The sequence below is a fragment of the Xanthomonas sp. NCPPB 1638 genome (genome assembly GCF_041475635.2).
Lineage (GTDB): Bacteria > Pseudomonadota > Gammaproteobacteria > Xanthomonadales > Xanthomonadaceae > Xanthomonas > Xanthomonas cucurbitae.
The window spans coordinates 4,257,171-4,281,059 of the sequence record NZ_CM192984.1; the positions used below are offsets into that span (position 1 = coordinate 4,257,171).

A 23,889-nucleotide genomic window follows, 5' to 3' on the forward strand; every position below is an offset into this window, starting at 1 on the left:
GCCCGCAGCATCGATTTCCCGCACGCACGCGTGGCAGCTGCCGTGGATTTGGCTTTGGCCTCTACCGATTCCCCACTCCCGATTCCCGATTCCCGGCGCCACAGCCATGAACATCTCCGCGCCCTTCATCAAGCGCCCGATCGGCACCTCGCTGCTGGCGATCGGTTTGTTCGTGATCGGAGTGATGTGCTACCTGCGCCTGGGCGTGGCGGCGTTGCCGAACATCGAGATTCCGGTGATCTTCGTGCATGCCACGCAGTCCGGTGCCGATGCCAGCACCATGGCGTCCACCGTCACCGCGCCGCTGGAGCGGCACCTGGGCCAGTTGCCCGGTATCGACCGCATGCACTCTTCCAGTTCGGAGAGCAGCAGCCTGGTGTTCATGGTGTTCCAGAGCAGCCGCAACATCGATTCGGCCGCGCAGGACGTGCAGACCGCGATCAACGCGGCACAATCGGACCTGCCGTCCGGGCTTGGCACGCCGATGTACCAGAAGGCCAATCCGAACGACGACCCGGTCATCGCCATCGCACTGACCTCGGACACGCAATCGGCCGATGAGCTGTACAACTTGGCCGACTCGCTGCTGGCACAGCGGCTGCGCCAGATCACCGGCATCAGCTCGGTGGACATCGCCGGCGCCTCCACCCCGGCGGTGCGCGTGGACGTGGACCTGCGCGCGCTCAATGCGCTGGGTCTGACCCCGGACGATCTGCGCAACGCGGTGCGCGCGGCCAATGTCACTTCGCCAACCGGTTTCCTGTCCGATGGCAACAGCACCATGGCCATCATCGCCAACGATTCGGTGGCCAAGGCCGCCGATTTCGCGCAGCTGGCGATCTCCACCCAATCCAACGTGCGCATCGTGCGGCTGGGCGATGTAGCCACCGTCTACGACGGCCAACAGGACGCCTACCAGGCGGCCTGGTTCGACGGCAAACCGGCGGTGGTGATGTATGCCTTCACCCGCGCCGGCGCCAACATCGTGGAAACCGTGGACCAGGTGAAGGCGCAGATTCCCGAGCTGCGCGCCTACCTGCAACCCGGCACCACACTCACGCCCTACTTCGACCGCACGCCCACCATCCGCGCCTCGCTGCACGAGGTGCAGGCCACGTTGATGATCTCGCTGGCGATGGTGGTGCTGACCATGGCGCTGTTCCTGCGCCGGCTGGCGCCCACGCTGATCGCCGCCGTCACCGTGCCGCTGTCGCTGGCCGGCTCGGCGCTGGTGATGTACGTGCTGGGCTTCACCTTGAACAATCTCAGCCTGCTGGCGTTGGTCATTGCGATCGGGTTCGTGGTGGACGATGCGATCGTGGTGATCGAAAACATCATGCGCCACCTGGACGAAGGCATGCCGCGCCTGGAGGCCGCGCTGACCGGTGCACGCGAGATCGGCTTCACCATCGTCTCGATCACCGCCTCGCTGGTGGCGGTGTTCATTCCGATGCTGTTTGCCAGCGGCATGATCGGCGCGTTCTTCCGCGAATTCACCGTCACCCTGGTGGCGGCGATCGTGGTGTCCATGCTGGTGTCGCTGACCTTGACCCCGGCGCTTTGCAGCCGCTTTCTATCCGCCCATACCGAGCCGGAACAACCTGGCCGCGTCGGCGCCTGGCTGGACCGCATGCACGAGCGCATGCTGCGCGTGTACACGGTGGCGCTGGACTTCTCGCTGCGCCACGCGCTGCTGCTGTCGCTGACGCCGCTGCTGCTGATCGCCGCCACCGTGTTCCTGGGCGGTGCGGTCAAGAAGGGCTCGTTCCCGGCGCAGGACACCGGGCTGATCTGGGGCCGTGCCAATTCCAGCGCCACGGTGTCGTTTGCCGACATGGTCAGCCGCCAGCGCCGCATCGCCGACATGCTGATGGCCGACCCGGCGGTGAAGACCGTCGGTGCCCGGCTTGGCTCCGGCCGCCAGGGCTCCAGCGCCTCGTTCAATATCGAGCTGAAGAAACGGAGCGAAGGCCGCCGCGACACCACCGCACAGGTGGTCGCGCGGCTGAGCGCCAAGGCCGACCGCTACCCGGACCTGGACCTGCGCCTGCGCGCCATCCAGGACCTGCCCAGCGACGGCGGCGGCGGCACCAGCCAGGGCGCGCAATACCGCGTGTCACTGCAGGGCAACGACCTGGCGCAGTTGCAGGAATGGTTGCCCAAGCTGCAGGCCGCGCTGAAGAAGAATCCGCGCCTGCGCGATGTGGGTACCGACGTCGATAGCGCTGGCCTGCGCCAGAACATCGTGATCGACCGTGCCAAGGCAGCGCGGCTGGGCATTACGGTCGGCGCGATCGATGGCGCCCTGTACGGCGCATTCGGCCAGCGCTCCATCTCCACCATCTATTCCGATCTCATCCAGTACAGCGTGGTGGTCAATGCGTTGCCGTCGCAGACCGCCACTCCCAAGGCACTGGACCAGATCTTCGTGCCCAACCGGGCCGGCCAGATGGTGCCGATCACCGCGGTGGCCACCCAGGCCCCCGGCCTGGCGCCGCCGCAGATCATCCACGAAAACCAGTACACCACGATGGACCTGAGCTACAACCTGGCTCCCGGGGTGAGCACGGGCGAAGCGGACCTCATCATCAAGTCCACCGTGGACGGTTTGCGCATGCCCGACGGCATCCGCCTCAGCGGCGACGACAGCTTCAACGTGCAGCTCAGCCCCAACTCGATGGGCATCCTGCTGCTGGCGGCGGTGCTCACCGTCTATATCGTCCTGGGTATGCTCTACGAGAGCCTGATCCACCCGGTGACCATCCTGTCCACGCTGCCGGCCGCCGGTGTCGGCGCGCTGCTGGCGTTGTTCCTCACCAAGACCGAGCTGTCGGTGATCTCGATGATTGCGCTGGTGCTGCTGATCGGCATCGTCAAGAAGAACGCCATCATGATGATCGACTTCGCGCTGGTGGCGCAGCGCGTGCATGGCATGGATGCGCGCGCGGCCGCACGCGAGGCCTCGATCGTGCGCTTCCGCCCGATCATGATGACCACCATGGTGGCGATCCTGGCAGCGGTGCCGTTGGCGGTCGGCCTGGGCGAAGGCTCGGAACTGCGTCGCCCGCTGGGCATCGCCATGATCGGCGGGCTGGTGTTCTCGCAGAGCCTGACCCTGCTCAGCACCCCGGCGCTGTATGTGATTTTCTCGTGCCTGAGCGAACGCTGGAAGGCACGTCGCGCCCGCAAGCGCGCGCAGCGGGCCGAGCGCGCGGCAGCGCGTCGTCCGGCGGCGCAGATGCAGTGATCAACGGCGGTGACCGCGGCGCCTTGTCACCGTCTTACGCCGCTGCACAGGACACCAGCGTCGAGACGTCTTCCACGGCCGCCGTGCGCCGCGCCGGCTACGCCAGCAACCCCTGCAAGGAGTCGCGTTCCAGCCGCGCATACAGCGCGAATTCGTCGTGCACCTGCGCGCCCAGCGCCTGCTCGAAGCTGCGCTGGCTCGAGTGTGCGGCATAGGCGCGCTGCTCGGCGCCGCCCAGGTTGGACTGGAAGATGCCGGCGGCACTGACCGGCAGGAAGTCTTCATAGACGATCGGGTCGGCGCTGACCAGGCCGAGCGCGATGGCGGTCTCCGCCGGCATGGCCGCCACCTGCGCCGGGTCGGCGCGGCCGGCCTCGGTGAGCGCATAGCGGAAATAGCCCAGGCCCTCCTGCCGCAGCAACGCCTCGTCGTCGGGGAAGGCCACGAAGGCGGTCTGCAGGCGCGTGGCGTAATCGGTGCCGGTGCTGCCGGCGCCATCGGCATCGCGTGCCTGTGCCAGCAACGCGTCGTACAGCGCGCGGCCCTTGGGCGTGAGCGCAAGCCCGCGCTGTTCGATCTCGCCAAAGCGTGCGGTATGCGTGCCATGCTCCGGCTGCCCGCCATCGCCGACAAAGCGCACCGGTTCTTCCAGCGCCTTGAAACTGGTCTGGCGCAGCAGGATCGGCACCCGCCGCCGCGGCGGCCCTTCGATCACCGCCTTGGCATCGATACCGGCCTGCTGCATCTGCGCCTGCGCCGCATCGATGTCCAGCGTGCGCGGGGTCAGGTGGTTGATGTGCGGGCCGTGGAAACTGACCACATCGGCGATCAATTTGTGCGCATCGCTCAACGCGCGGTAGGTCGGCAGCGACACCGTCGCATCGCCATGCCAGCGGAAGGTTTCCAGCGCTTCGGCCACGAACTGCTGCGCCTGGGCCGCATCCAGCCCGCCTGCATGTTCGCACTGCGCGATCAACTGCAGCGCGCCGGCGGTGAAGATCTGCCGCTGCTGGAGGATCTGCGTGGCCTGCGCGCGCAGGCTGGCATCTTCGATCAGCTCCAGCCGCAGCAGCGAGGTGAACACGCGGAACGGATTGGCCGACAGCGCGGCCTCGTCGATCGGCCGGAACGCGGTGGAGTGCACCGGCACGCCAGCCACCGACAGGTCGTAATAGCCCACCGGGTGCATCCCCATCACCGCGAACAACCGGCGCAAGGTGGCCAGTTCTTCCGCAGTGCCCACGCGGATCGCACCATGCCGCTCCAGATCCAGCCGTGCGCGCTCGTCGTTGCGCTGCAAGCGCAGTGCAAGGGCCGCATCGGCCTGCAGCGTCTGCGCGTTGACCTGCGCCACCAGCGCCATCAGGTTGCCGTACAGGGGCACCTCGGCGCGGTACATGTCTGACATGGCCTGCGCGAACAGGCTGCGGATGTGATCGGGAGAGACAAACACGGTATCGCGCATGGACGGGTCTTGGCAGGAGCCGGCGGATGCCGACGTTGCCCGCATTCTCGCCGACCACGCCCTGCGGCGACCAGCTGCACGGCAGCATCGCCACTGCGTGTTGGCGCGCAGACAGCCGGTGCGCGCACGCTGCACAGCCTGCGGCGCTACAGCCCTGCCTGCACCGCCGCCTCGGCCGCCTCGCTGGCCTCGCGTGCGGCCTCCAGCCGCTGTGCGTAGTCACCGAGCTGGCGACGCAACAGCGCGTCCAGGGTGATCGGGCGTTCCCAGCGGTCGTAGCTGGCAACAATGGCGTGCCGCAGCGCGCGCAGGTGCGCATTATCCGGCTCCACCGACAGGCGGGTGATGACGCCCTCCCAGCCGTCATGGTGATCGCGGCTGTAGGCGCGCACGCTGTCGCGACAGGACAGCTGCACCGTCTGCGCCCAGAAGCAGGCGAAATACAGATCGCCGGCGTGCCAGCCGTGTACCTGCAGCAACGCCTGTACGTAGGCGCGCGGCGTGCCGGTATAGCGCGCCACCTCGTCGATGAAGCTGTCCGGATAGCGCTGCGCGTAGCTGCCCATGTCGGCCAGATGCTGGTCCACCCACGCATCGCCGGTGCCAGGCGTCGCCGCCGACGCCGGTTGTCGGGCTGGGGCGGCAACCTCCACTGCACCGGCCGGCACGGCGCCGGTCTGCGCGGCCGCCAGCGTGGGCAACCACAACGCCGCCAGCAGTGGCAGCGATCGCAGCAGTGAGGAACGTGGCACGGGCATGCGCCGATGATGCCGCATGCCCGTGCCGCTGTCAGGCCGTGCTCTGGCAGGCCCTGCTCCGTCAGGCCGGAAGCGGCTGGCTGGCCGACGGCGGCGCGATGACGTGCGCGATGGCCGCCACCTGGCTCACCTCGGCGCCTGCTGCCGGGCCTGGGCATCGAGCGCGCACACCGCCGCCGGCCAGCCGGCGGCATCGGGCACTTCGCGCATGCGCGGCTCGTCGGCCGCCACGCCATGCTCCTGCTCGTGTGCCCAGGTCACCGCATACGGGGTGTAGATGCCCCAGCCGCCGATCGCCAGCACCGGCTCCACGTCCGAGCGCAGCGAATTGCCGATCATCACGAAGTGCTGCGCCGGCAGGTCGAATTCGCCCAGCACGCGTGCGTAGGTCCTGGGGTCTTTCTCGGACACCACTTCCACGCGTGGAAACAGGTCGGTCAACCCGGACTGTTCGATCTTCTGCTCCTGGTGGAACAGATCGCCCTTGGTAATCAGGACCACCGCGTAGTCGGCGGCAATGGCGCTGACTGCCTCGCGTACACCGGCAATCACCTCCACCGGATGTTGCAGGGTGGCGCGGCCGATCTCGACGATGCGCTGGATATCGCGCGCCTCGATGCGAGCGTCGGTCAACTCGATCGCCGTCTCGATCATCGACAGCGTCATGCCCTTGGCGCCGTAGCCGAACACCTTGAGGTTGCGCCGCTCCACCGCCAGCAGATGCTGCTGCATGCGGCTGTCGCCGAGGTCGAGGTAGCGTGCCAGGATGGCTTCGAAATCCGCCTCGGCACTGCGATAGTAATCCTCGCTCTTCCAGAGAGTATCGTCGCCGTCGAAGCCGACCAGTTGGATCGCCTGGCCGTCGCGCTGTGCAATCGGGGTCATCGCGCAAGTCTAGCAGCGCACCGCAGCGCCGCTGCGCTCAATCACCTGCGGCGTCGCCTGGCCCAGGTTGGTACGCGGCGAACTCATCGCGCGACAGGCGGCCGTCGCCGTTGCTGTCGAACCCGGCAAAGTTCTCGCGCAGGATCGGATCTGCGCCGGCCTCGGCCGGGGTCAGCGAGCCGTCGGCATCGCTGTCCAGGCTACGGAAGCTGCGCGGGGCGAGCGTACCGTCCGGCGGCGTTCCCGATGGCTCGGCACCGCCCTTTGCGCTGGAGAGCCCGGCCGGGCCGACGGGCAGCAAGGGGGTCGCCGCCGGGGCCGGCGGGGCAATCGGCAGCGGTGACATCGCCGGCCTGTTGGTCGTCGGCTGGGCAGGCGGCACCGGCGGCGCATCGGCCGGCGACGATTGCACAGGCGCCGCCACCAGGGGCCAGGAATTCATCAGCGCCGCCAGCAGTACACCGCGTAGCAACGGGGGAGTGGGCAGCGAGGACATGCTGGAGACGATATCGCAGCGCCCGTCAAGACTGCGCCATGCAGGCTCGCCACAAAAAACGGGAGCGACCCTGGCAGGTCGCTCCCGATGCTCCATCCTGTCACTGCCAGCGCTCATGCAACTGGCCTGCCATCGCACGACGCGTGCGATGGTCTGGCGATTCGCGCCGCGCTTGCTGATTCGCTCAGTTCCCCTGCGAACCGGCTGCCCCCGCAGCGCCCTGCTGCTTGGCGACGAATGCCTTGTACTCGTCCGGGGTCAGCTTGCCGTCGGTGTCGCCATCGGCCTGGTCGAAGATCTGCGCCAGGCCCGCATTGACCTGCGCTTCCTGCTTGCTGATGGCGCCATCGCTATCGGTATCCACGCTGGCCCAGGTCTGGCCACCGCCAGAGCTGCCGCCGGCAGCCTGCACCGACGTGGCCGAGCTACCCGCCTGGGCCGCACTGGCCGGCTGGCCTGCGGCGTCCTGCGGAGCGCTTTGCGCCATGGCCGGCAAGGCCAGGGCGGCGGCAAGGGCGGCAGTGGCGGCCAATAGCGAGGTGCGATTGCGGTTCTTCATTGGGTGGTCTCCTTGGTATGGGCATGAGCGGTGTCGCCGCACATGGCACCACCCTACCCAGCGCGCATGAACCGTCGGACCGGCAGGATTCGGCGAAAAACATCCTTTTAACCACCGCATCGGCGTTTACGCCTAGCCGCCTGTTAGCCGTTGGTGAGTCAAACCGAAGCGATGCATTCATCGCCGCGATTTCTGAGAACCAGGCCGCGTTTCACGGCCTTGCCTCAGGCAGCGGGTGCGTCGCCATCCCAGCGGTCGGAACTGAATATTTCCCAACCCACCACGACACCGGCGATGGCGCCGGCCACTTCGAGTACCACCCGCGATCCCAATTCGTTCGGATCGTGGATGCGTGCCAGGGCCAACCGCGCATACAACGGCGACTCGAGCCGCACGATGCTGGTGTAGACGAGATTCCAGAGGTCGTAGCCGGCACCGATGGCCACCGCCAGCAGGCAGGCCGTTCCCAGCGTATGGCCCTGGTTGAACTGCAGCCGTCGGCCGCCGCGCTCGACCAGGGCGAAGAGGACGATGCCCAGGACCAGCGCGATCAGGCCGGCTTCCAGCGAACCAAGCAAGCCGAAGTGCAGGGGCAGATTCATCGTGACGATCCAGGCGACAGGCGCGCCAGTCTAGCGGCTGGCGGCGTCGGCGTCGGCTTGCGTGCGCATCGTCAGGTGTCGTCCTGGCCGCGCGCGGTTACCTGCGCCTCGCCCTCCTCGTCCCATTGCACGGTGACCGTGATCGGCTTGCAGCACACCTGGCAATCTTCGATGTAGTGCTGATCGCCACCGCTGAGATCCAGGGCCAGGGTGATCCACTCCCCGCAATACGGGCAGGCAATATCGATGAAGCGTTCAGGGTCGGTCATGGCGATTCCTGGGTCGGGTGAAACGGCGCCGCGGCGCCGCGACGAGCATGCCGGGTCGGCATCGCCCTCATTCCACCGGCACATCGTAGGCGGTCTGCGGCGTCGGCTCCGGTCTGAGGGTGAAGTGCCACCATTCCATCGGGTAGTTGGCAAATCCCTCGGCGGCCATGGCGCGCAACAGGCGTTGGCGATTGGCGCGCTGCGCCGCGTCGAGATCTGGCGCATCGGTATGCGCGCGTGGGTCGAAGAAATCGAACCCGGTGCCCATGTCCACCGGCCGGCAGGGCGACCGCCGGCACTCCAGCAAGCCGGCATCCAGCGTTGCGCCACGGCTATGTCCAGAGGTGTCTGCAATGTAGTGACCGAGCAGCGCGCGCTTGTCCACGCGCGGGTAATAGCGCGCCTTGGTCGATTGCGCCTGCAGGTCTGCGGCCCACGCCACGAATGCCCGCACCGCCCGCACCGGCCGGTAACAATCGAACACCTGCAGCCGGTACCCCTGCGCCTTCAGCGCCTGCGCAACCCGCACCAACGCATCGGCGGCCGGCCGCAGCAGATAGCAACGCGCCGCGCCATAGCCGGGCACCACCTGCCCGGTGAAGTTGTCGTCTGTGGCGTAGCGCATGTCCACCGCGATGCCTGGCGCCAGGGTCGCGACGTCGATCAACCCCGCCTGCGCCGGCGTGGTGGCCGGCGAGATCACCGGCGTCGCCATCGCGCTGCCGCAGATACAGGCGGCCCACGCCACGGCCAAGCACCAGTGCCGCAGGTGTCGTCGTGGGGCAAGGAGCAGCGGTACGTCGCTGGATGCATGGAATGCTGTCATGCGCACAGAATATTCGAGTGGTCGGGCAACCACCTCGCCAGGCGGCGTGTGCCGGCATCGTGCGGCACAGCCAGCGGTGTCGGACCACGCCACGCCACGGCACGCGCATCAACGCATCGATCGACACCAGCCCAGGCTACGGAATCTCGGCGCCTGCATCGGGAATCGCGACCGGCCGCCCACCCGGCGTCGGCTGGCTCAAGGCCTGCAGGATGCGCAAATCCTCCGCATCCAGCGTGCTGGCGCTGTTGCCGCGATAGTGATGATGGAACGCCCGCAGCGCGGCAGCGCGGTCGTCCACGCTGTAGCCCAGCAGTGCCAGAGCCTGCCAGGGGTCAAAGCCTGGCGGCGCGGGCGGGGCATCGGCGGCAGGCCAGCGGCCGAAGCCGGCCTCGGCCAGGCGCTTCCACGGAAACAGCGGGCCGGGATCGTTCTTGCGTGTCGGGGCCACATCTTCGTGACCGACGATCTGGGTGCGCGGAATGCGCAGCCGCGTGCACAGGTCGTCCAGCAGGACCAGCAAGCTGTCGATCTGCGCCGGCGCGAATGGCTCGCTGCCGTCGTTATCCAGCTCGATGCCGATCGAGGCCGAATTGATATCGGTGATGCTGCCCCAGCGGCCGGCGCCGCCGTGCCAGGCGCGCTGGTCGTCGGCGACCAGTTGATAGCGTTGCCCATCCTCGCCGATCAGGTAATGCGCGCTGACCCGTCCACCGGCGTTGCGCCCGCGCAGTGTGGCCAGACTCTGCTGCACCGACTGCTGGTCGGTGAAATGCAACACGATCAGGATCGGCCGCCGTGCATCGTAGTTGGGCGAGGGCACCCACTGCGCCAGCGGATTGCGCTGGGGTGCGTGCGCGCAGGCCGCCAGCGACAGCACCAGCGCGCACACCGCTCCCCGTCGCCAGGCCGATGAGGACAGATGGAAGGTTGGCGACACCGGTGTTCTCCTTGCAGTGGGTACCCAGGCCTGCGCTGTCTTTGCCCAACGGGACTGCCATGGCCGGGCCATTATCCGCCGAGTTGTCGCCGACGCGGGCAATCGCGCGACGCGTGGCATGGGCACGGTTGGAGTGTGCACCTACCAGCGACGCATCCGTGGATCGCTTCACGTCGATGTATTGGGCGCAGCGGGTTGGCCAACCACCGGCTGCCGCCCACCTCCCGCCGCTGGCGCCCTGCGCACGCGCTAGGCCCCGCGTACACTGCCGATCATGGCCGAAACGACGGCTGTCGTCGTCAGCACTGCATCGCATAGGCACCTGCCGTATGGTTCGTTCGGATCTGCCCGCAATCGCCAGCCACCATTCCTTCGTTTAGAGCTTTCGATGCCATCGACGCGCCGCCTGCTGCCATTGCTGTGGATTGCACTCGCCCTGCCTTGCGGCGCGGCGCCTTCGGCTGCCAGCGAGCCAGCCACCCAGGGCGCCCCCTTCGCCGTTGACGCGGCGCAGCTGACGCCGGAGTACTGGGTACAACGCAGTTTGCAGGCGCAGCAGCCACTGCTGGACACGGCGCAGATCGCAGCCTTCAACGCGCGGCTGCTGCGTGACGATGCCTCGATGCACGATCTGTCGCAGCTGCCCTCGGTCATGCCGGGCGCTGCAGTGCGCGCACGGATCCAGGCGTTGTCTGCGGCGCCCACGCGGGTGCTGTACGACGCGCAGGGGCGACCCATTACGGCGAGCCGCCTGGCCGAGCTACAGCGCGCATTGGCGCTGGATGCACTTCCTCCGCAGGTCGCCCCGCGCTTCGCGCTGGTGGTGCGGCGCGCGGCATTACGCACCTTTCCCACCACCCAACGCGTGTTCACCGATCCGCACGATCACGATATCGACCGCTTTCAGGAATCGGCACTCTACCCTGGCACGCCGGTGGCCGTGCTGCATACCAGCGCCGATGGCGCATGGCGGTTCGTGCTGGCGCCCAACTACGCGGCGTGGATTGCCGCCGCCCATGTCGCCGAGGGCAGCCGCCGCCAGGTGCTGGACTACGCACAGGCCGGCGCGCGCCTGGTGGTCACCGGCGCCCGCGTGCAGACCGCGTACACCCCGGAGCTCCCCGCCGTCTCGGCGTTGCCGCTGGACATGGGCAGCAGCCTGCCGTTGCTGACCAACTGGCCGCCGCAACAACCGGTCAACGGACAGTCGCCCGTCGCCGCCCACGTGGTGCAACTGCCGCTGCGCGGAACCGATGGCCGCCTGCAACTGGTGCCGGCGCTGGTGCCGCGTGGCGCCGATGTCCGCATCGGTGCGTTGCCGGCCACCCCTGCGGTACTGCTCCGGCAGGCCTTCAAATTCCTGGGCGAGCGCTATGGTTGGGGCAACGATTACGATGCGCGCGATTGCAGCGGCTTCGTGCTGGATGTCTACCGCAGCCTCGGCATTGCGCTGCCGCGCAATACCGGCGATCAGGCGCGCAGCCCGGTGCTGCGCGCCGTTGCCTTCGCTGCGCACGCGCCACGAGCGCAGCGCCTGAAACAGCTGGCGCAACTGCGCATCGGCGACCTGATCCATCTCCCCGGCCACGTGATGCTGGTGATCGGGCATGCGCACGGCAGCCCGTGGGTGATCCACGATGTGGCCGGTGCCAGCTACCGCGGCAGCGATGGCCGCGTGCAGCGTGCCGCGCTGAACGGTGTCTCGGTCACACCATTGCTGCCCTTGCTGGCCACCGATGGCAGCCCCTTTATCGACCACATCACGCGCATCCAGCGCGTCGCACCGATCGGTTCCCCATGAAGATCACCGGCTTGCGTCTGGGCATGCTGCGCGTGCCACTGAACACCCCATTCAAAACGGCGCTGCGCACCGTGCAGGCGATCGAGGATGTGGTGGTGGTGCTGCACACCGACAGCGGCCATCTCGGGTATGGCGCCGCGCCGGCCACCGCAGCGATCACCGGCGATACGCACGGCAGCATCATCGCCGCGATCACCCACTGCATCGGCCCGCGCCTGATCGGCCAGGAGGTGGCCGACCTCAATCGTCTCTGTGGGCTGGTCCAGCACGCGCTGGAGCGCAATACCAGCGCCAAGGCCGCCGTGGAGATTGCGCTGTACGACCTGTGGGCCCAGTCCTTCGGCGTGCCGCTCTACCAAGTGCTCGGCGGCGGCACGCCGCGCATCACCACCGACATCACCATCAGTGCCGACAGCATCGAGGTCATGGTGGCGCACGCGCAGTCGGCATTGGCGCGCGGCTATGCGGCCTTGAAGATCAAGGTGGGCAAGGACAGCGCGTCGGATGTGGAACGCGTCATGGCGATCCATGCGGCAGTCGATGGGCGCGCAACGCTGCGCCTGGATGCCAACCAGGGCTGGACACCCAAACAGGCGGTACGCAGCATGCGCAGGCTGGAAGACGCCGGCATCGTGCTGGAGTTGCTTGAGCAACCCGTCAAGGCTGCCGATATCGACGGGTTGGCCTTTGTCACCGCGCATATCGATACCCCGGTGATGGCCGATGAAAGCGTGTTCTCCCCGCCACAGGTCATCGACCTGCTCCAGCGCCGCGCTGCCGACATCGTCAACATCAAGTTGATGAAGACCGGCGGGCTGTCCAACGCGATCCGCATCGCCGATATCGCCGCGCTGTACGGCGTGCCCTGCATGATCGGCTGCATGATCGAGTCCAGCGTCAGCGTGGCTGCCGCCGTGCATCTGGCGGTGGCCAAGGCCGACAGCATCACCCTGGCCGATCTGGATGCGCCGGCGTTGGGGCAGTTCGATCCCACCGAAGGAGGTGTGCATTTCGACCAGGCGCAGATCCAGATCGACGACGCGCCCGGCCTGGGCATCCGTCGTATCCGCGGCTTGGAACTGTTGCCGTCGTAGCGGCAGCGATCAGCCAACCCGCCAGCAACCGCCACGCGTGACGGCAGACGGCGTGCGTCACTCCACTGACGCACGCATGCCGCGTGCGCCGCTGCTGCGAACATGCGCCACGGGCGCGCATTGCTGGGTACAGTAGCCATCGGCGAGCGATCCATGGCGCCACCGATGTCGCCGGGGCCGCGCTACGACTCGCAGCAAGCTGCCAGGCGTCCTCTCAGCTCACCCACTGCCTTGCGGAGACTGCATGCGCCTGACCACCCTGTTGCAATCCATCCTGCTGATGACGCTGGCGCTGTGCAGCGGCGCTGTTGTCGCAGGTGCGCCGATGCAGGCGCTGCAGCAGGCGCGCGCGCTCGTCGTGGTCACCACCCCGGACTGGAACAGCACGCAGGCGCGGCTGCAGACCTTCCAGCGTGTGGATGGCCGGTGGCAGCCGGCCGCCCCCGGATTCGCGGTGGCACTCGGCCGCAACGGCAGTGCCTGGGGCGACGGCCTGCACCCGGCGCAGCCGCAAGGCCCGCACAAACGCGAAGGCGACGGCCGCAGCCCGGCCGGGGTGTTCGCCATCGGCCCGGCCTTCGGCTACGCCACGCGCATCGACAGCGCCATGCCGTATCAGGCCATGACCGCCACCCATTACTGCATGGATGTGCCCGCCTCGCCGCTATACAACCGCATCGTCGATGCGGCGCAGGTGGGCGAAGCGGCGGTGGCCGGCTCCACCGAGCCGATGCGGCTGGACCTGCGCACCCAAGGCGACGGACGTTACCGCGAAGGCTTTGTCATCGCGCACAACCCTGATCGCATCGCCGGGCGCGGCAGCTGCATCTTCGCGCACCTGTGGCGCAGCCCGGGCGAGGTCACCGCCGGCTGCACCGCGATGGATCCTGCGGACATGCAACGCCTGCTTGCGTGGTTGAAGCCGGCCGACCATCCGTTGTTCGTGCTGCTGCCGCGCGCCGACTATGCGCGCCTGCAATCGCAATGGCAGCTGCCGGCCCTGGACGAGGCCGTACCATGACCACGCCCGCCCCCGCAGCCGATGCCACCGGCCTGGTGCGCGTCGTCAGCCGCTGGCAGATCGTCGGGCTATCGATCAACGATGTGATCGGCAGCGGCATCTATCTGTTGCCCGCCGCCACTGCCGCCCTGCTCGGCCCGATGAGCCTGTGGGCGGTGTTGCTGGCCGGCCTGGCGGTGGCCTTGCTGGTGTTGTGCTACGCGCAGGCGGCCAGCTATTTCGACACGCCGGGCGGCAGCTATCTGTATACGCGCGAGGCGTTCGGCCCATTCGTGGGATTCCAGATCGGCTGGATGATCTGGCTCACCCGCATCAGCTCGGCCGCTGCGCTGAGCAATGGCCTGGCCGATGCGGTTGCGCGCTTCTGGCCAACCGCCTCCACCGACACCTGGGCACGCCTGCTGGTGGTGGTCGGTGCGTTGGGTGTGCTCACCGCCATCAACGTGATCGGCGTGAAGTCGGCCGCACGCACCGGCATCGCCCTGGTGATCGGCAAGCTGGTGCCCTTGCTGTTGTTCGTGGCGATCGGACTGTTCTACGTGGATTGGTCGTGGGCCTTCGCCGGCAAGTCGCCGGACCTGCGCGACCTGGGCAATCTCGGTGAAGCGGCCTTGTTGCTGTTGTTCGCCTATGCGGGCTTCGAAAATATTCCCGCCGCCGCTGGCGAATACCGCAACCCACGTCGCGATGTGCCGTTCGCGCTCATCACCATGATCGTCACCGTGACCTTGATCTATGCCGCCGTGCAGGTGGTGGCACAGGGCACGCTGCCCAACCTGGCGGCATCGCCCACGCCATTGGCCGATGCCGCCAGCGGCTTCGGTGGCGAAGCCCTGGCGCTGATCCTGACCGTGGGCGCCACCATTTCCATCCTGGGCACTACCAGCAACACGGTGATGCTGGGGCCACGCTTCCTGTTCGCACTGGCCAGGGACGGCTATGGCCCGGCATTCCTGGCCCGCGTGCATCCGCGCTTTCATACTCCCGCTGCGGCCGTGCTCACCCAGGGCGTGCTGTCGCTGGCGCTGGCCTTGTCTGGTTCGTTTACCCAGCTGGCCTTGCTGTCGATGGTGACGCGCCTGTTTGCCTATATCGGCACTGCGGCGGCCGTAATCGTGCTGGCGCGCCGCTATCGCCAACGCGCCGACGCCTTGCGCCTGCCGGGCGGCCCACTGATTCCGGTTGCCGCCGTGCTGTTGTCGCTGGGCCTGCTCGCCAGTGCCAGTTGGCAGAACCTGGCCGCCGCCGGTGTGGCCCTGCTAGTGGGCTGGGTGTTTTATCTGTTTCCACGCAAGCCGGCGTAAGTTTCGCAGCACACTCGTACAGCGCCATTATCGACCAGGCCCAGCGGCGTTGATTCGACCTTCACCTGGCGTGCCACGCCGTTAACACGGCGGCACCTAACGTCACCGTACATTCGAAACGACGGAGGCGTGCATGAACGTGCCGTATCAGATTCCGGGCCGCGCACCGGACGAAGACCGCAGCCAGAACGTATCCACCTACTGGCGCGAACGTTTCACCGAAGAGCCGTACTACACCGATGGCGAACGCTACGAGGATTACGAAGGCGCCTATCTGGCCGGCCATGAAGCGCGCATCCGCGACAATGCGCGTGCGTACGACCAGGTGGAAGCAGAGCTGCATCGTGATTGGGAGGCCAATCGAGGCACGTCGTCACTGAGCTGGAGCAAGGCGCGTCACGCCGTCAAGCGTGCCTGGGAAAACGCAGCCGATTTCGTCAGCGGCGACCATCCGCCCAAGCGCTGAAACAACAACGCCACCGTCGAGGTGGCGTTGTTGTTGGCGCCTTGCACGTAGGCAGTCAGTCCAGCGGTGGCGGCACCGCATGCGTCCCATGCGCGGCGGCGGACCCCTGCATTGCATCGCGGGTGTTCTTCTGCACCGCGACCGCGCCGAATAGGCTCAGTGCGTAAGCCATTGCATAGAAGCCTTTTTCGCTCAGCAGCAAGGTGGCGTTGAACAGGCCAATGGCCAGCAGGACCAGCGCGATGATTAGCGAGAACCAGCAGATCGCGTAGTACAGGCCAGTGACCGGAATGCCGTCGTCGCGGTCGCGCACGCTCTTCTGCAACGACACCGAGGCGAACAGGCCGAACAACAACAAGGTGAAGTAGTACCCCTTTTCATTGAGCAGCATCCGCGCATTCCACAAGCCGATCAGGTACGCCGCGCTGCCCAGCAGCAGGGCGGCCCAGGAGGCGGCGATGAAAGCGGGTGACGTTTTTTGCGTGGCCATGGAACTTCCTTTTCATGGTGATATTTTAGATTGAAACAGCGATGTGAGACGCGTCCGCCTGGCGGAGAGTGACCTGCGACAAGGGCGGCCTCGGCAGCGTCGTGTAAGGTACTTGAAAACCCGACGCGGGACACGTTGCGGGAGGGCTGCAGCGTGACCGTGCCCCACCCCTGAGGACCTCATGTCTGCCCGACGTCTGCTTGCCCTGGCCTGCTCGGCCACCCTGTTCACCACCGGCGCTGTCCTGGCGGCTCCCGCAGCGGCACCCGCCGCCGCCATTCCCAAGGCGCAATGGCCGTTCCAGGCCACCACCGTGGCCGATTTCGACGAACCCTGGGCAATGACCTTCCTGCCCGATGGCACGCTGCTGGTCAGCGAGAAGCGTGGCACCTTGATGCGGCTGGATCCCACGACCAAGCGCAAGAGCGCAGTGTCCGGCGTGCCGGCGGTTGCCTATGGTGGCCAGGGCGGCTTCGGTGACGTGCTGGCGCATCCGCAATTTGCGAAGAACGGCCTGGTCTATCTGAGCTATGCCGAACCTGGCCAGGGCGATACGCGGGGCGCGGCAGTCGCCCGCGCCAAGCTCACCCTGGACGCCAACGGCGGCGGCAGCTTGTCCGGGCTCAAGGTGATCTGGCGCCAGAGCCCCAAGGTGTCCGGCAATGGTCACTTCGGCCATCGGCTCGCATTCGACCCCAGCGGAAAACTGTGGATCACCTCCAGCGAACGGCAGAAGTTCGATCCCGCGCAGGACATGAAGGCCAATCTCGGCAAGTTGATCCGGCTCAACGACGATGGCAGCGTGCCAGCCGATAACCCGTTCGTTGCACAGGGCGGCGTGGCTGCGCAGGTGTGGTCGTTGGGACACCGCAACATCCTGGGTATTGCGTTCGATAGCCAGGGCCGGCTGTGGGAACACGAAATGGGCCCGGCCGGTGGCGATGAGCTCAACCTGATCCAGCGCGGCGCCGACTACGGCTATCCGATCGTGTCCAACGGCGATCACTACGATGGCCGGCCGATCCCGGACCACAACACCCGGCCCGAATTCGCTGCTCCCAAGATCAGCTGGACACCAGTAATTTCACCAGCCGGCTTTGTGATCTACAGCGGCAAGCAGTTCCCGGCGTGGCGCGGCAATGGCTTCATCGGCGGGCTGTCGTCGATGGCACTGGTGCAGGTCTCGCTTGGCGATCAGCCGCGCGAAGTGGCCCGCTACGACATGGGGGCCCGCATCCGCGAAGTGGAGCAAGGCCCCGATGGCGCACTGTGGTTGCTCGAAGACTAGGCCAGCGGCAGCACCGGGCGCCTGCTCAAGCTGACCCCCAAGAGCAAGGCGGCGGTCGAAAACGGCGCCTGAGTGCAGTGATGTAAAAGTGGCAAGCACTGCCTGCGCGCCCATCGGCGCAGGCAGTGCGTGGTTCAGCTGCTGCCCAACGCGAATGACACCGCCTCGCCGCTCTTGGCGGATGCGCAGACCCACACGTCGAACACGCCCGGCTCGGCGCCGAAGACGCCTTTGGGATTGGTGAAGGACAGCGCGTCGCGGGCGAGGGTAAACACCACCTCCGTGCTTTCGCCCGGCTGCAGCAACACCTTGCGAAACCCCTTGAGTTCGCGCACCGGGCGCACCCGGCTGGCTACGCGGTCGTGCACGTACAGCTGCACCACTTCCTCGCCGGCCACGCGGCCAGTGTTGGTCACGCGTGTGGTGATGGTGAGCGTGTCATCCCAGCCCAGCTGCGCGGTGCTCAACTGCGGCGGTGCATAGGCAAAGGTGGTGTAGCTCAACCCGTGGCCGAACGGATACAACGGCTCGTTGGGCATTTCGCGCCAGCGCGCCTTGTACTCGGACAGGGTCGGCAATTCAGGACGACCGGTGCGCAGATGGTTGTAGAAATACGGCTGTTGCCCGGTAACCTGCGGAAAGCTGATCGGCAGGCGTGCAGATGGGTTGTAGTCGCCGAACAGCACATCGGCCACGCCAGTGCCGGTTTGTGTCCCCAGATACCAGGTCACCGCAATTGCCTGCGCATCGCGTACCGCACCGTTCAACGCCAGCGCGCGCCCGTTGCGCAACAGCACCACCAGTGGCGTGCCGGTGGCGGCAACCGCCTCGGCCAGCGCCTGTTGCGCCGGCGGCAAGGTGATCTCGGTGCGCGACTGCGCCTCGCCGCTGAAGCGCTGCGGCTCGCCCAGCGCCAGCACCACCACGTCGGCCGCCTGTGCGGCGTCGATCGCTGCGGAAATCCCACCCGGCAGCGCCTCTTCCAGGCCGCAACCGGCCACCACGCTCAGGTATTCGTGGCCGACCACCGCACGCATCCCCTGCTCCAGGGTCACGTAGCGCGCTTTGTCGCCGAACAGCGTCCAGCAACCTTCGATGTTTTCGCGGTCCTGCACGAATGGCCCGATCAAGGCGATGCGCTGCCCGCTCTTGCTCAACGGCAGCACCGCATCGTCGTTCTTCAGCAACACGATCGAGCGCCGTGCCGCATCGCGCGACAACGCATCGTGCGCAGGCAGGTACGCAGTGTCGGCTTCGCGCGCCGGATCCAGCGACCGATACGGGTTATCGAACAGGCCAATGGCCTGCTTCAGCTGCAGGATGCGCCGCACGCTGGCATCCAGCGCCGCCATCGGCACCTCGCCGCTGTCCACCAGCGACGGCAGGTGCGCGGCATAGAAGCCGCTCTGCATGCTCAGGTCCAGCCCGGCCAGGAACGCCTTCTTGGTCGCGTCGCGCTCGTCGGCGGCGTAGCCGTGCGCAATCAGCTCCATGTCGGCGGTGTAGTCGGAAATCACCACGCCCGGGAACTGCCATTCACCACGCAGGATCTCGGTGAGCAACTCGTGGTTGGCACTGGCCGGTACACCGTTGATGTCGTTGAAGGAAGACATCACCGTCAGCGCGCCGGCATCGAATGCGGCCTTGAACGGCGGCAGATGCACATCGCGCAAGGTCTGCGGCGCAATATCCACCGTGTTGTATTCCATGCCCGCCGCCACCGCGCCGTAGGCGGCGAAGTGCTTGGGCGTGGCCAGCAGGCAATCGTCGGCGGTCAGGTCGGGGCCCTGGAAGCCGCGCACGCGCGCCGCGGCGAACGCCATGCCCAGCACCACGTCTTCGCCGGCGCCCTCGGCGCCACGGCCCCAGCGCTGGTCGCGGGCGATGTCCACCGCCGGCGCATAGGTCCAGTGCAGCCCGGCCGCAGTGGCCTCGATGGCGGTGGCGCGCGCAGTACGCTCGGCCAGCGCCGGCTCGAAGCTGGCCGCCTCGCCCAGCGGGATCGGGAACACCGTGCGCATGCCGTGGATCACGTCTGCGGCCAGGATCACCGGAATGCCCAGCCGGCTCTCCTCCACCGCCGCTTTCTGGATCTGCACGCCCAGCGCGGCGCCCGCGCCGTTGAACAGCGAGCCCACCCGGCCCTCGCGCACCTGCTGCAACACCTCGTCGGCATTGCGCACGTTGGCCTCCGGATTCACGTCCGGTGCGAACGGCCGCACCATGTCGGCGAACACACCCAACTGTCCGACCTTCTCTTCCACGGTCATCCGGGCAATCAGAGTTTCGATGCGATCAGCAGCCATGAGATCCTTGAGAAAACGTTTACATGGCCGGCAATTCTAGCTTGCTGCAGCCGCAGGGGGGGAAGTGTCGAAGGCCGGGATTCGAGGTTCGGGAGTTGTCGAGGCCGGTTGCAGGCATGGTGCGCGCCAGCGCGGGCGCAGCGCTCGGCCCCCGCGACCCTCAAGACCAAGTCCCCGCATGCAGCAAGAAGGTTCGCGACAATCAGGCCGCCCGCTCCCGCTCGATGATGACGCCCACCGCCTGCGCGCCACGCACCGCACCGGGCTTGCTCAGTTTCAGCCGCAGCCAGTGCACGCCGAATTCGTCCAGCACGATCGCCGCGCAACGCTCGGCCAGGGTTTCGACCAGCCCGAAATCCGAGCCCTGCACGAAATCGATCAACCGCTTGCTCACCGCCTTGTAGTTCAGCGTATCGGCAATATCGTCGCTGGCCGCCGGAATGCGGTTGTCGAAGCCCATCTCCAGGTCGAACCGCAGCGTCTGGCGAATCCGCCGCTCCCAGTCGTAGATGCCGATCAGCGCATCGATTTCCAGGCCTTCAATAAACACTTTATCCATGGGGAATAGGGAGTCGGGAATGGGGAATGGGGAGAAGCAAGGGCAATAACACGCAGCACTAACAGGATCGGGGTATCGCTCTTCCTATTCCCGATTCCCGATTCCCGATTCCCGCGTCGCCACAAGTGGCGACAGCGCAGCCATATCCCAACGCGGCGTCACATGCACCGCGGCATCGGCGTGTTCGCCGGCCTGCAACCGCAGCGCGCCGGCGAAGGCGATCATCGCGCCATTGTCGGTGCACAGCGCCGGGCGCGGAAAACAGACCCGGCCACCACGGCGCTGCGCGGCCTGCTGCAACTGCGCGCGCAGGCGCTTGTTGGCGCCGACCCCGCCCGCCACCACCAGCGTGTTGCAGCCGGCCGCGTCCAGCGCGCGCAGGCATTTGATCGCCAGCGTCTCCACCACGGCATCCTCGAAGCCGCGCGCGATGTCCGCCCGCGTGGTGTCGGACTGGTCGCTGCCGCGCCAGGCCAGCAGCACCTGGGTCTTGAGCCCGCTGAAGCTGAAATCCAGACCGGGGCGGTCAGTCATCGGCCGGGCGAACCTGTAACGTCCGGGCGTGCCGGTTTCGGCCAGCGCCGCCAGCTGCGGGCCGCCCGGGTACGGCAGGCCCATCATCTTGGCGGTCTTGTCGAAGGCCTCGCCGGCGGCATCGTCCAGGGTCTCGCCCAGCACTTCGTAGCGGCCCAGCGCCTTGACCGACACCAATTGGGTATGCCCGCCGGAGACCAGCAGCGCCACGAAGGGCGGCTGCGGCGGGTCGTCTTCCATCAGCGGTGCCAATAGGTGCCCTTCCATGTGGTGGACGCCGATCGCCGGCACCTCCAGTGCCCAGGCCAGCGAGCGCGCCACCCCGGCACCGACCAGCAGGGCGCCCACCAGGCCGGGCCCGGCGGTGTAGGCCACCCCGTCCAGTTCGTCGATGCGCAGCCCGGCCTCGCCCAGGGTCTGGCGGATCAACGGCAGCAGCTTGCGCACGTGGTCGCGGCTGGCCAGCTCCGGCACCACGCCGCCGTATTCGGCATGCAGCGCGATCTGGCTGTACACCGCATGGGCGCGCAACGCCGGCACGCCGGTCAGGGCGGTGTCGTAGACCGCCACACCGGTCTCATCGCATGATGATTCGATCCCAAGGACTTTCACGGTAGCTCGGCAGATAAACGTGTGCGGCCATTTTCGCAGCTTTTGCGTTGCGCAGACCGGCCCGCCCGCAGAGGCGGCTCTGCCGTGCCGGCCACCCCGAAACGCGCGCCGGCGCACGCTCTGCCGGGCCATCTGCGGCAATTCCCCCCAGGGGCTTGCAGGCCGTTCGCAAGTCGTTATAATGCGTGGCTCGCCGGGGCAACCCGGAAATTCCGTCACGCGAGTCCGCTCGCACCCGCCCGGGGCTCCCGGACGGAAAAATCCCAATCTGGAGAACACATGCCCAGCGTTAAAGTCCGCGAGAACGAGCCCTTCGAATTTGCGCTCCGCCGCTTCAAGCGCACCTGCGAAAAGGCCGGCGTGCTGGCCGAAACCCGCAAGCGCGAGTTCTATGAAAAGCCGACCCAGGAGCGTAAGCGCAAGGCTGCCGCTGCCGTGAAGCGTCAGCTGCGTCGTTCCTCGCGCGACGTCACTAAGCGCCAGCGCTTGTACTGATCGAACGCGGTTCCTTGCCGCCGGGTCTGCGCTGTAGGCGCGACCCGACCGGATCGAACCCAGGAGCCGGCACGCGCAAGCGTCGCCGGCTTTTTGCATTGGTTCGCGGCCATCCCGGCAGCGCAATCCATGCAACGCCACACCGTCGCTGGATCCGGTGTTGCCTCACATCCCTGCCGCCGCCCTCGCCTGCCGGGGCGCGTCGCACCCGTTCACCTGCAACCCAGGAGTTACCCCATGCCCCTCAAGCAACAGCTTACCGATGACATGAAGGCCGCGATGAAGTCCGGCAACAAGCACAGCCTGGGCGTCATCCGGCTCATCAACGCGGCGATCAAACAGAAGGAAGTGGACGAGCGCATCGAGATGGACGATGCCGCCGTCATCGCCGTGCTGGACAAGATGGTCAAGCAGCGCAAGGACTCGGTCACCCAATACGAAGGCGCCGCGCGCGACGACCTGGCACAGATCGAACGCGAGGAAATCGTGGTGATCGAGCGTTACCTGCCGGCCAAGATGGACGAAGCCGAAATCGTGGCCGCCATCCAGGCCGCGATTGCACAGACCGGCGCCAGCAGCCCCGCCGACATCGGCAAGCTGATGGGCGCACTCAAACCCAAGCTCGCCGGCCAGGCCGACATGGGCCTGGTGTCCACGCTGGTGAAAAAGCACCTGGCGGGCTGACACAGCGCTGGCGTTGACGCCTGCCCTGCGCAAGCAGCCGGGGCAGGCGTCACACAGCCACCACTTTTCACCGCACCTTCGATCCCGGCCTGTTAGAACGGTGGCGCCAGCGCAGGCGCGGGCCAGGCACTCCGCATACCGGTCTGGCTCCATGCCACCTGCGTCCGCGACGGTATGCGCCAAGGATTCTCGCCGGTGACGACGCTTTCAACCGCCTATCTGCAAAAGCATCTGAGCCGCCTGCAGCGCAGCCTGCCAATGGCGCTGCTCAACCGCTTTCTCGAAATAGACGTGATGACGCAGGCCGCGTCGCTGTCGTTCTATGCGCTGCTGTCGCTGGCGCCGTTGCTGGTCTTGCTGCTGTGGTTGACCGCCTCGCTGTATCCGCCGGCGCAGGAAGCATTGGTGCAGCAGATCGCGCAACTGGCCGGTGGTAGCGCCGCCGAGGTCGCCGACACGGTGATCCGCAATGCCACCGACCAGCCCGGCGTCGGCACGCTGGCCGGGCTGTGGAGCACGCTGCTGCTGTTCATCGGCGCCACTGCGGTGTTTGCGCAGTTGCAGAATGCGCTGAACCTGATCTTCCGCACCGACAAGCAGCGCCTGGACGGCATCATGGCGTGGCTGAAGAAGCGCGTATTTTCCTTTGGGGTGATCCTGGCGCTGGGCTTTCTGCTGATCGTGTCGATGATCGCCACCACCGCCCTGCAGGTCGTGTTCGCGCGGCTACCGTCGGTGCTGCCGGCGGTGGGCTATGTGACCACGCTGGCGCTGTACTCGCTGGCGTTCGCGTTTCTGTACCGCTACCTACCCGATCGCACCGTGAACTGGCGGCAGGCCTTCGTCGGCGGCGTCATCACCGCCCTGCTGTTTGCGCTGGGCCGCTACGCCATCGGCGTCTACATCGCCCAGGCCGCGCCGGGCAGCGCCTATGGTTCGATGGGTACCCTGGTGATCCTGCTGGTGTGGATGTACTACGCCTCGGTGGTGTTCTTCGTCGGTGCCTTGCTGACCGCAGTCATCGACGAGCGCGTGCGCTCGCAGCGCAAGCTACGCGAGGCTGGCGTGGACCCGGATCACCTGCCCGAAGCCATCGCCATGCCCGTGGCGGCCACCGCAGCCACGCTGCCGGACACGCCTGTGCGCCGCTGAGCCAGCATGCAGCTTGCAACCGGCCGACTCAGGCTG

The 23,889-nt window shown here is 67.1% G+C and carries 22 protein-coding genes and 1 pseudogene; 10 read left to right on the forward strand and 13 right to left on the reverse strand.

Features of this window, described 5'->3' with window-relative positions; translation table 11 throughout:
- Positions 1 to 106 precede the first annotated feature (106 nt).
- Positions 107 to 3,247, forward strand: a complete 3,141-nt coding sequence (locus ACCQ13_RS18490) for an efflux RND transporter permease subunit (protein WP_372372318.1) — start codon at positions 107 to 109, stop codon at positions 3,245 to 3,247.
- A 97-nt stretch (positions 3,248 to 3,344) separates the two neighbouring features.
- Here the strand turns inward: ACCQ13_RS18490 and hglS are convergent, their stop codons facing one another.
- The 9 genes from hglS to ACCQ13_RS18535 form a co-directional block, all read right to left on the reverse strand.
- On the reverse strand, positions 3,345 to 4,712 hold the full coding sequence (hglS, locus tag ACCQ13_RS18495) for a 2-oxoadipate dioxygenase/decarboxylase HglS (protein WP_104603789.1): 1,368 nt from the start codon (positions 4,710 to 4,712) through the stop codon (positions 3,345 to 3,347).
- Between the two features lie 146 nt (positions 4,713 to 4,858).
- Positions 4,859 to 5,488: a hypothetical protein gene (locus tag ACCQ13_RS18500; protein WP_104603790.1), complete on the reverse strand. Its 630-nt coding sequence runs from the start codon at positions 5,486 to 5,488 to the stop codon at positions 4,859 to 4,861.
- Positions 5,489 to 5,596: 108 nt separating this feature from the next.
- The gene (locus ACCQ13_RS18505) at positions 5,597 to 6,355 is read right to left on the reverse strand and encodes an HAD family hydrolase (RefSeq protein WP_104603791.1); all 759 of its coding nucleotides are present in this window, start codon (positions 6,353 to 6,355) and stop codon (positions 5,597 to 5,599) included.
- Between the two features lie 37 nt (positions 6,356 to 6,392).
- On the reverse strand, positions 6,393 to 6,779 hold the full coding sequence (locus tag ACCQ13_RS18510) for an EF-hand domain-containing protein (RefSeq protein WP_372372430.1): 387 nt from the start codon (positions 6,777 to 6,779) through the stop codon (positions 6,393 to 6,395).
- Positions 6,780 to 7,035: 256 nt separating this feature from the next.
- Positions 7,036 to 7,410, reverse strand: coding sequence for an EF-hand domain-containing protein (locus ACCQ13_RS18515; RefSeq protein ID WP_159407735.1), 375 nt, complete (start codon positions 7,408 to 7,410; stop codon positions 7,036 to 7,038).
- 224 nt (positions 7,411 to 7,634) lie between these two features.
- Complete coding sequence (locus ACCQ13_RS18520) at positions 7,635 to 8,012, reverse strand: hypothetical protein (protein ID WP_104603793.1); 378 nt, start codon at positions 8,010 to 8,012, stop codon at positions 7,635 to 7,637.
- 71 nt (positions 8,013 to 8,083) lie between these two features.
- The gene (locus ACCQ13_RS18525) at positions 8,084 to 8,281 is read right to left on the reverse strand and encodes a CPXCG motif-containing cysteine-rich protein (RefSeq protein ID WP_104603794.1); all 198 of its coding nucleotides are present in this window, start codon (positions 8,279 to 8,281) and stop codon (positions 8,084 to 8,086) included.
- Positions 8,282 to 8,348: 67 nt separating this feature from the next.
- Complete coding sequence (locus tag ACCQ13_RS18530) at positions 8,349 to 8,996, reverse strand: M15 family metallopeptidase (protein ID WP_104603813.1); 648 nt, start codon at positions 8,994 to 8,996, stop codon at positions 8,349 to 8,351.
- Positions 8,997 to 9,243: 247 nt separating this feature from the next.
- The gene (locus ACCQ13_RS18535) at positions 9,244 to 10,047 is read right to left on the reverse strand and encodes an N-acetylmuramoyl-L-alanine amidase (RefSeq protein ID WP_104603795.1); all 804 of its coding nucleotides are present in this window, start codon (positions 10,045 to 10,047) and stop codon (positions 9,244 to 9,246) included.
- A gap of 388 nt (positions 10,048 to 10,435) precedes the next feature.
- On the opposite strand from ACCQ13_RS18535, the gene ACCQ13_RS18540 reads away from it, so the two are divergent.
- The 5 genes from ACCQ13_RS18540 (at position 10,436) to ACCQ13_RS18560 (ending at position 15,733) form a co-directional block, all read left to right on the forward strand.
- Positions 10,436 to 11,848, forward strand: a complete 1,413-nt coding sequence (locus ACCQ13_RS18540; protein WP_104603796.1) for a C40 family peptidase — start codon at positions 10,436 to 10,438, stop codon at positions 11,846 to 11,848.
- Positions 11,845 to 12,942 carry a dipeptide epimerase gene (locus ACCQ13_RS18545; protein ID WP_104603797.1) on the forward strand — a complete coding sequence of 366 codons (1,098 nt, stop codon included), beginning with the start codon at positions 11,845 to 11,847 and terminating at the stop codon, positions 12,940 to 12,942. The genes ACCQ13_RS18540 and ACCQ13_RS18545 overlap by 4 nt, the downstream gene beginning before the upstream one ends.
- 244 nt (positions 12,943 to 13,186) lie before the next feature.
- Positions 13,187 to 13,963 carry a L,D-transpeptidase family protein gene (locus ACCQ13_RS18550; protein ID WP_104603798.1) on the forward strand — a complete coding sequence of 259 codons (777 nt, stop codon included), beginning with the start codon at positions 13,187 to 13,189 and terminating at the stop codon, positions 13,961 to 13,963.
- The gene (locus tag ACCQ13_RS18555; RefSeq protein ID WP_104603799.1) at positions 13,960 to 15,267 is read left to right on the forward strand and encodes an APC family permease; all 1,308 of its coding nucleotides are present in this window, start codon (positions 13,960 to 13,962) and stop codon (positions 15,265 to 15,267) included. Before ACCQ13_RS18550 ends, ACCQ13_RS18555 begins: the two co-directional genes overlap by 4 nt.
- Before the next feature lie 133 nt (positions 15,268 to 15,400).
- The gene (locus tag ACCQ13_RS18560) at positions 15,401 to 15,733 is read left to right on the forward strand and encodes a hypothetical protein (protein WP_104603800.1); all 333 of its coding nucleotides are present in this window, start codon (positions 15,401 to 15,403) and stop codon (positions 15,731 to 15,733) included.
- 55 nt (positions 15,734 to 15,788) lie between these two features.
- Here the strand turns inward: ACCQ13_RS18560 and yiaA are convergent, their stop codons facing one another.
- Positions 15,789 to 16,223 (reverse strand): inner membrane protein YiaA, encoded by a 435-nt coding sequence (gene yiaA, locus ACCQ13_RS18565; protein ID WP_159407736.1) that lies wholly within the window; start codon positions 16,221 to 16,223, stop codon positions 15,789 to 15,791.
- Positions 16,224 to 16,404: 181 nt separating this feature from the next.
- Between yiaA and ACCQ13_RS18570 the strand changes: the two are divergent.
- Positions 16,405 to 17,583: pseudogene (locus ACCQ13_RS18570) on the forward strand (PQQ-dependent sugar dehydrogenase).
- A 62-nt stretch (positions 17,584 to 17,645) separates the two neighbouring features.
- On the opposite strand, the gene ACCQ13_RS18575 reads toward ACCQ13_RS18570, so the two are convergent.
- The 3 genes from ACCQ13_RS18575 to tsaD all read right to left on the reverse strand — a co-directional run bounded on the left by ACCQ13_RS18575 (position 17,646) and on the right by tsaD (position 21,522).
- Complete coding sequence (locus ACCQ13_RS18575; RefSeq protein ID WP_104603803.1) at positions 17,646 to 19,817, reverse strand: glycoside hydrolase family 3 N-terminal domain-containing protein; 2,172 nt, start codon at positions 19,815 to 19,817, stop codon at positions 17,646 to 17,648.
- Positions 19,818 to 20,019: 202 nt separating this feature from the next.
- Positions 20,020 to 20,376 (reverse strand): dihydroneopterin aldolase, encoded by a 357-nt coding sequence (gene folB / locus ACCQ13_RS18580; protein WP_104603804.1) that lies wholly within the window; start codon positions 20,374 to 20,376, stop codon positions 20,020 to 20,022.
- Positions 20,377 to 20,460: 84 nt separating this feature from the next.
- A complete protein-coding gene (gene tsaD / locus ACCQ13_RS18585; protein WP_104603805.1) occupies positions 20,461 to 21,522 on the reverse strand; it encodes a tRNA (adenosine(37)-N6)-threonylcarbamoyltransferase complex transferase subunit TsaD in 1,062 nt (353 codons plus the stop codon).
- 279 nt (positions 21,523 to 21,801) lie between these two features.
- Between tsaD and rpsU the strand changes: the two genes are divergently transcribed.
- From rpsU to ACCQ13_RS18600, 3 genes are all read left to right on the forward strand, one after another.
- Positions 21,802 to 22,017, forward strand: coding sequence for a 30S ribosomal protein S21 (gene rpsU, locus ACCQ13_RS18590; RefSeq protein ID WP_002808376.1), 216 nt, complete (start codon positions 21,802 to 21,804; stop codon positions 22,015 to 22,017).
- A 237-nt stretch (positions 22,018 to 22,254) separates the two neighbouring features.
- Positions 22,255 to 22,701, forward strand: coding sequence for a GatB/YqeY domain-containing protein (locus tag ACCQ13_RS18595; RefSeq protein WP_159407738.1), 447 nt, complete (start codon positions 22,255 to 22,257; stop codon positions 22,699 to 22,701).
- Positions 22,702 to 22,896: 195 nt separating this feature from the next.
- Complete coding sequence (locus ACCQ13_RS18600; protein WP_104603814.1) at positions 22,897 to 23,853, forward strand: YihY/virulence factor BrkB family protein; 957 nt, start codon at positions 22,897 to 22,899, stop codon at positions 23,851 to 23,853.
- The last annotated feature ends 36 nt before the right edge of the window (positions 23,854 to 23,889 follow it).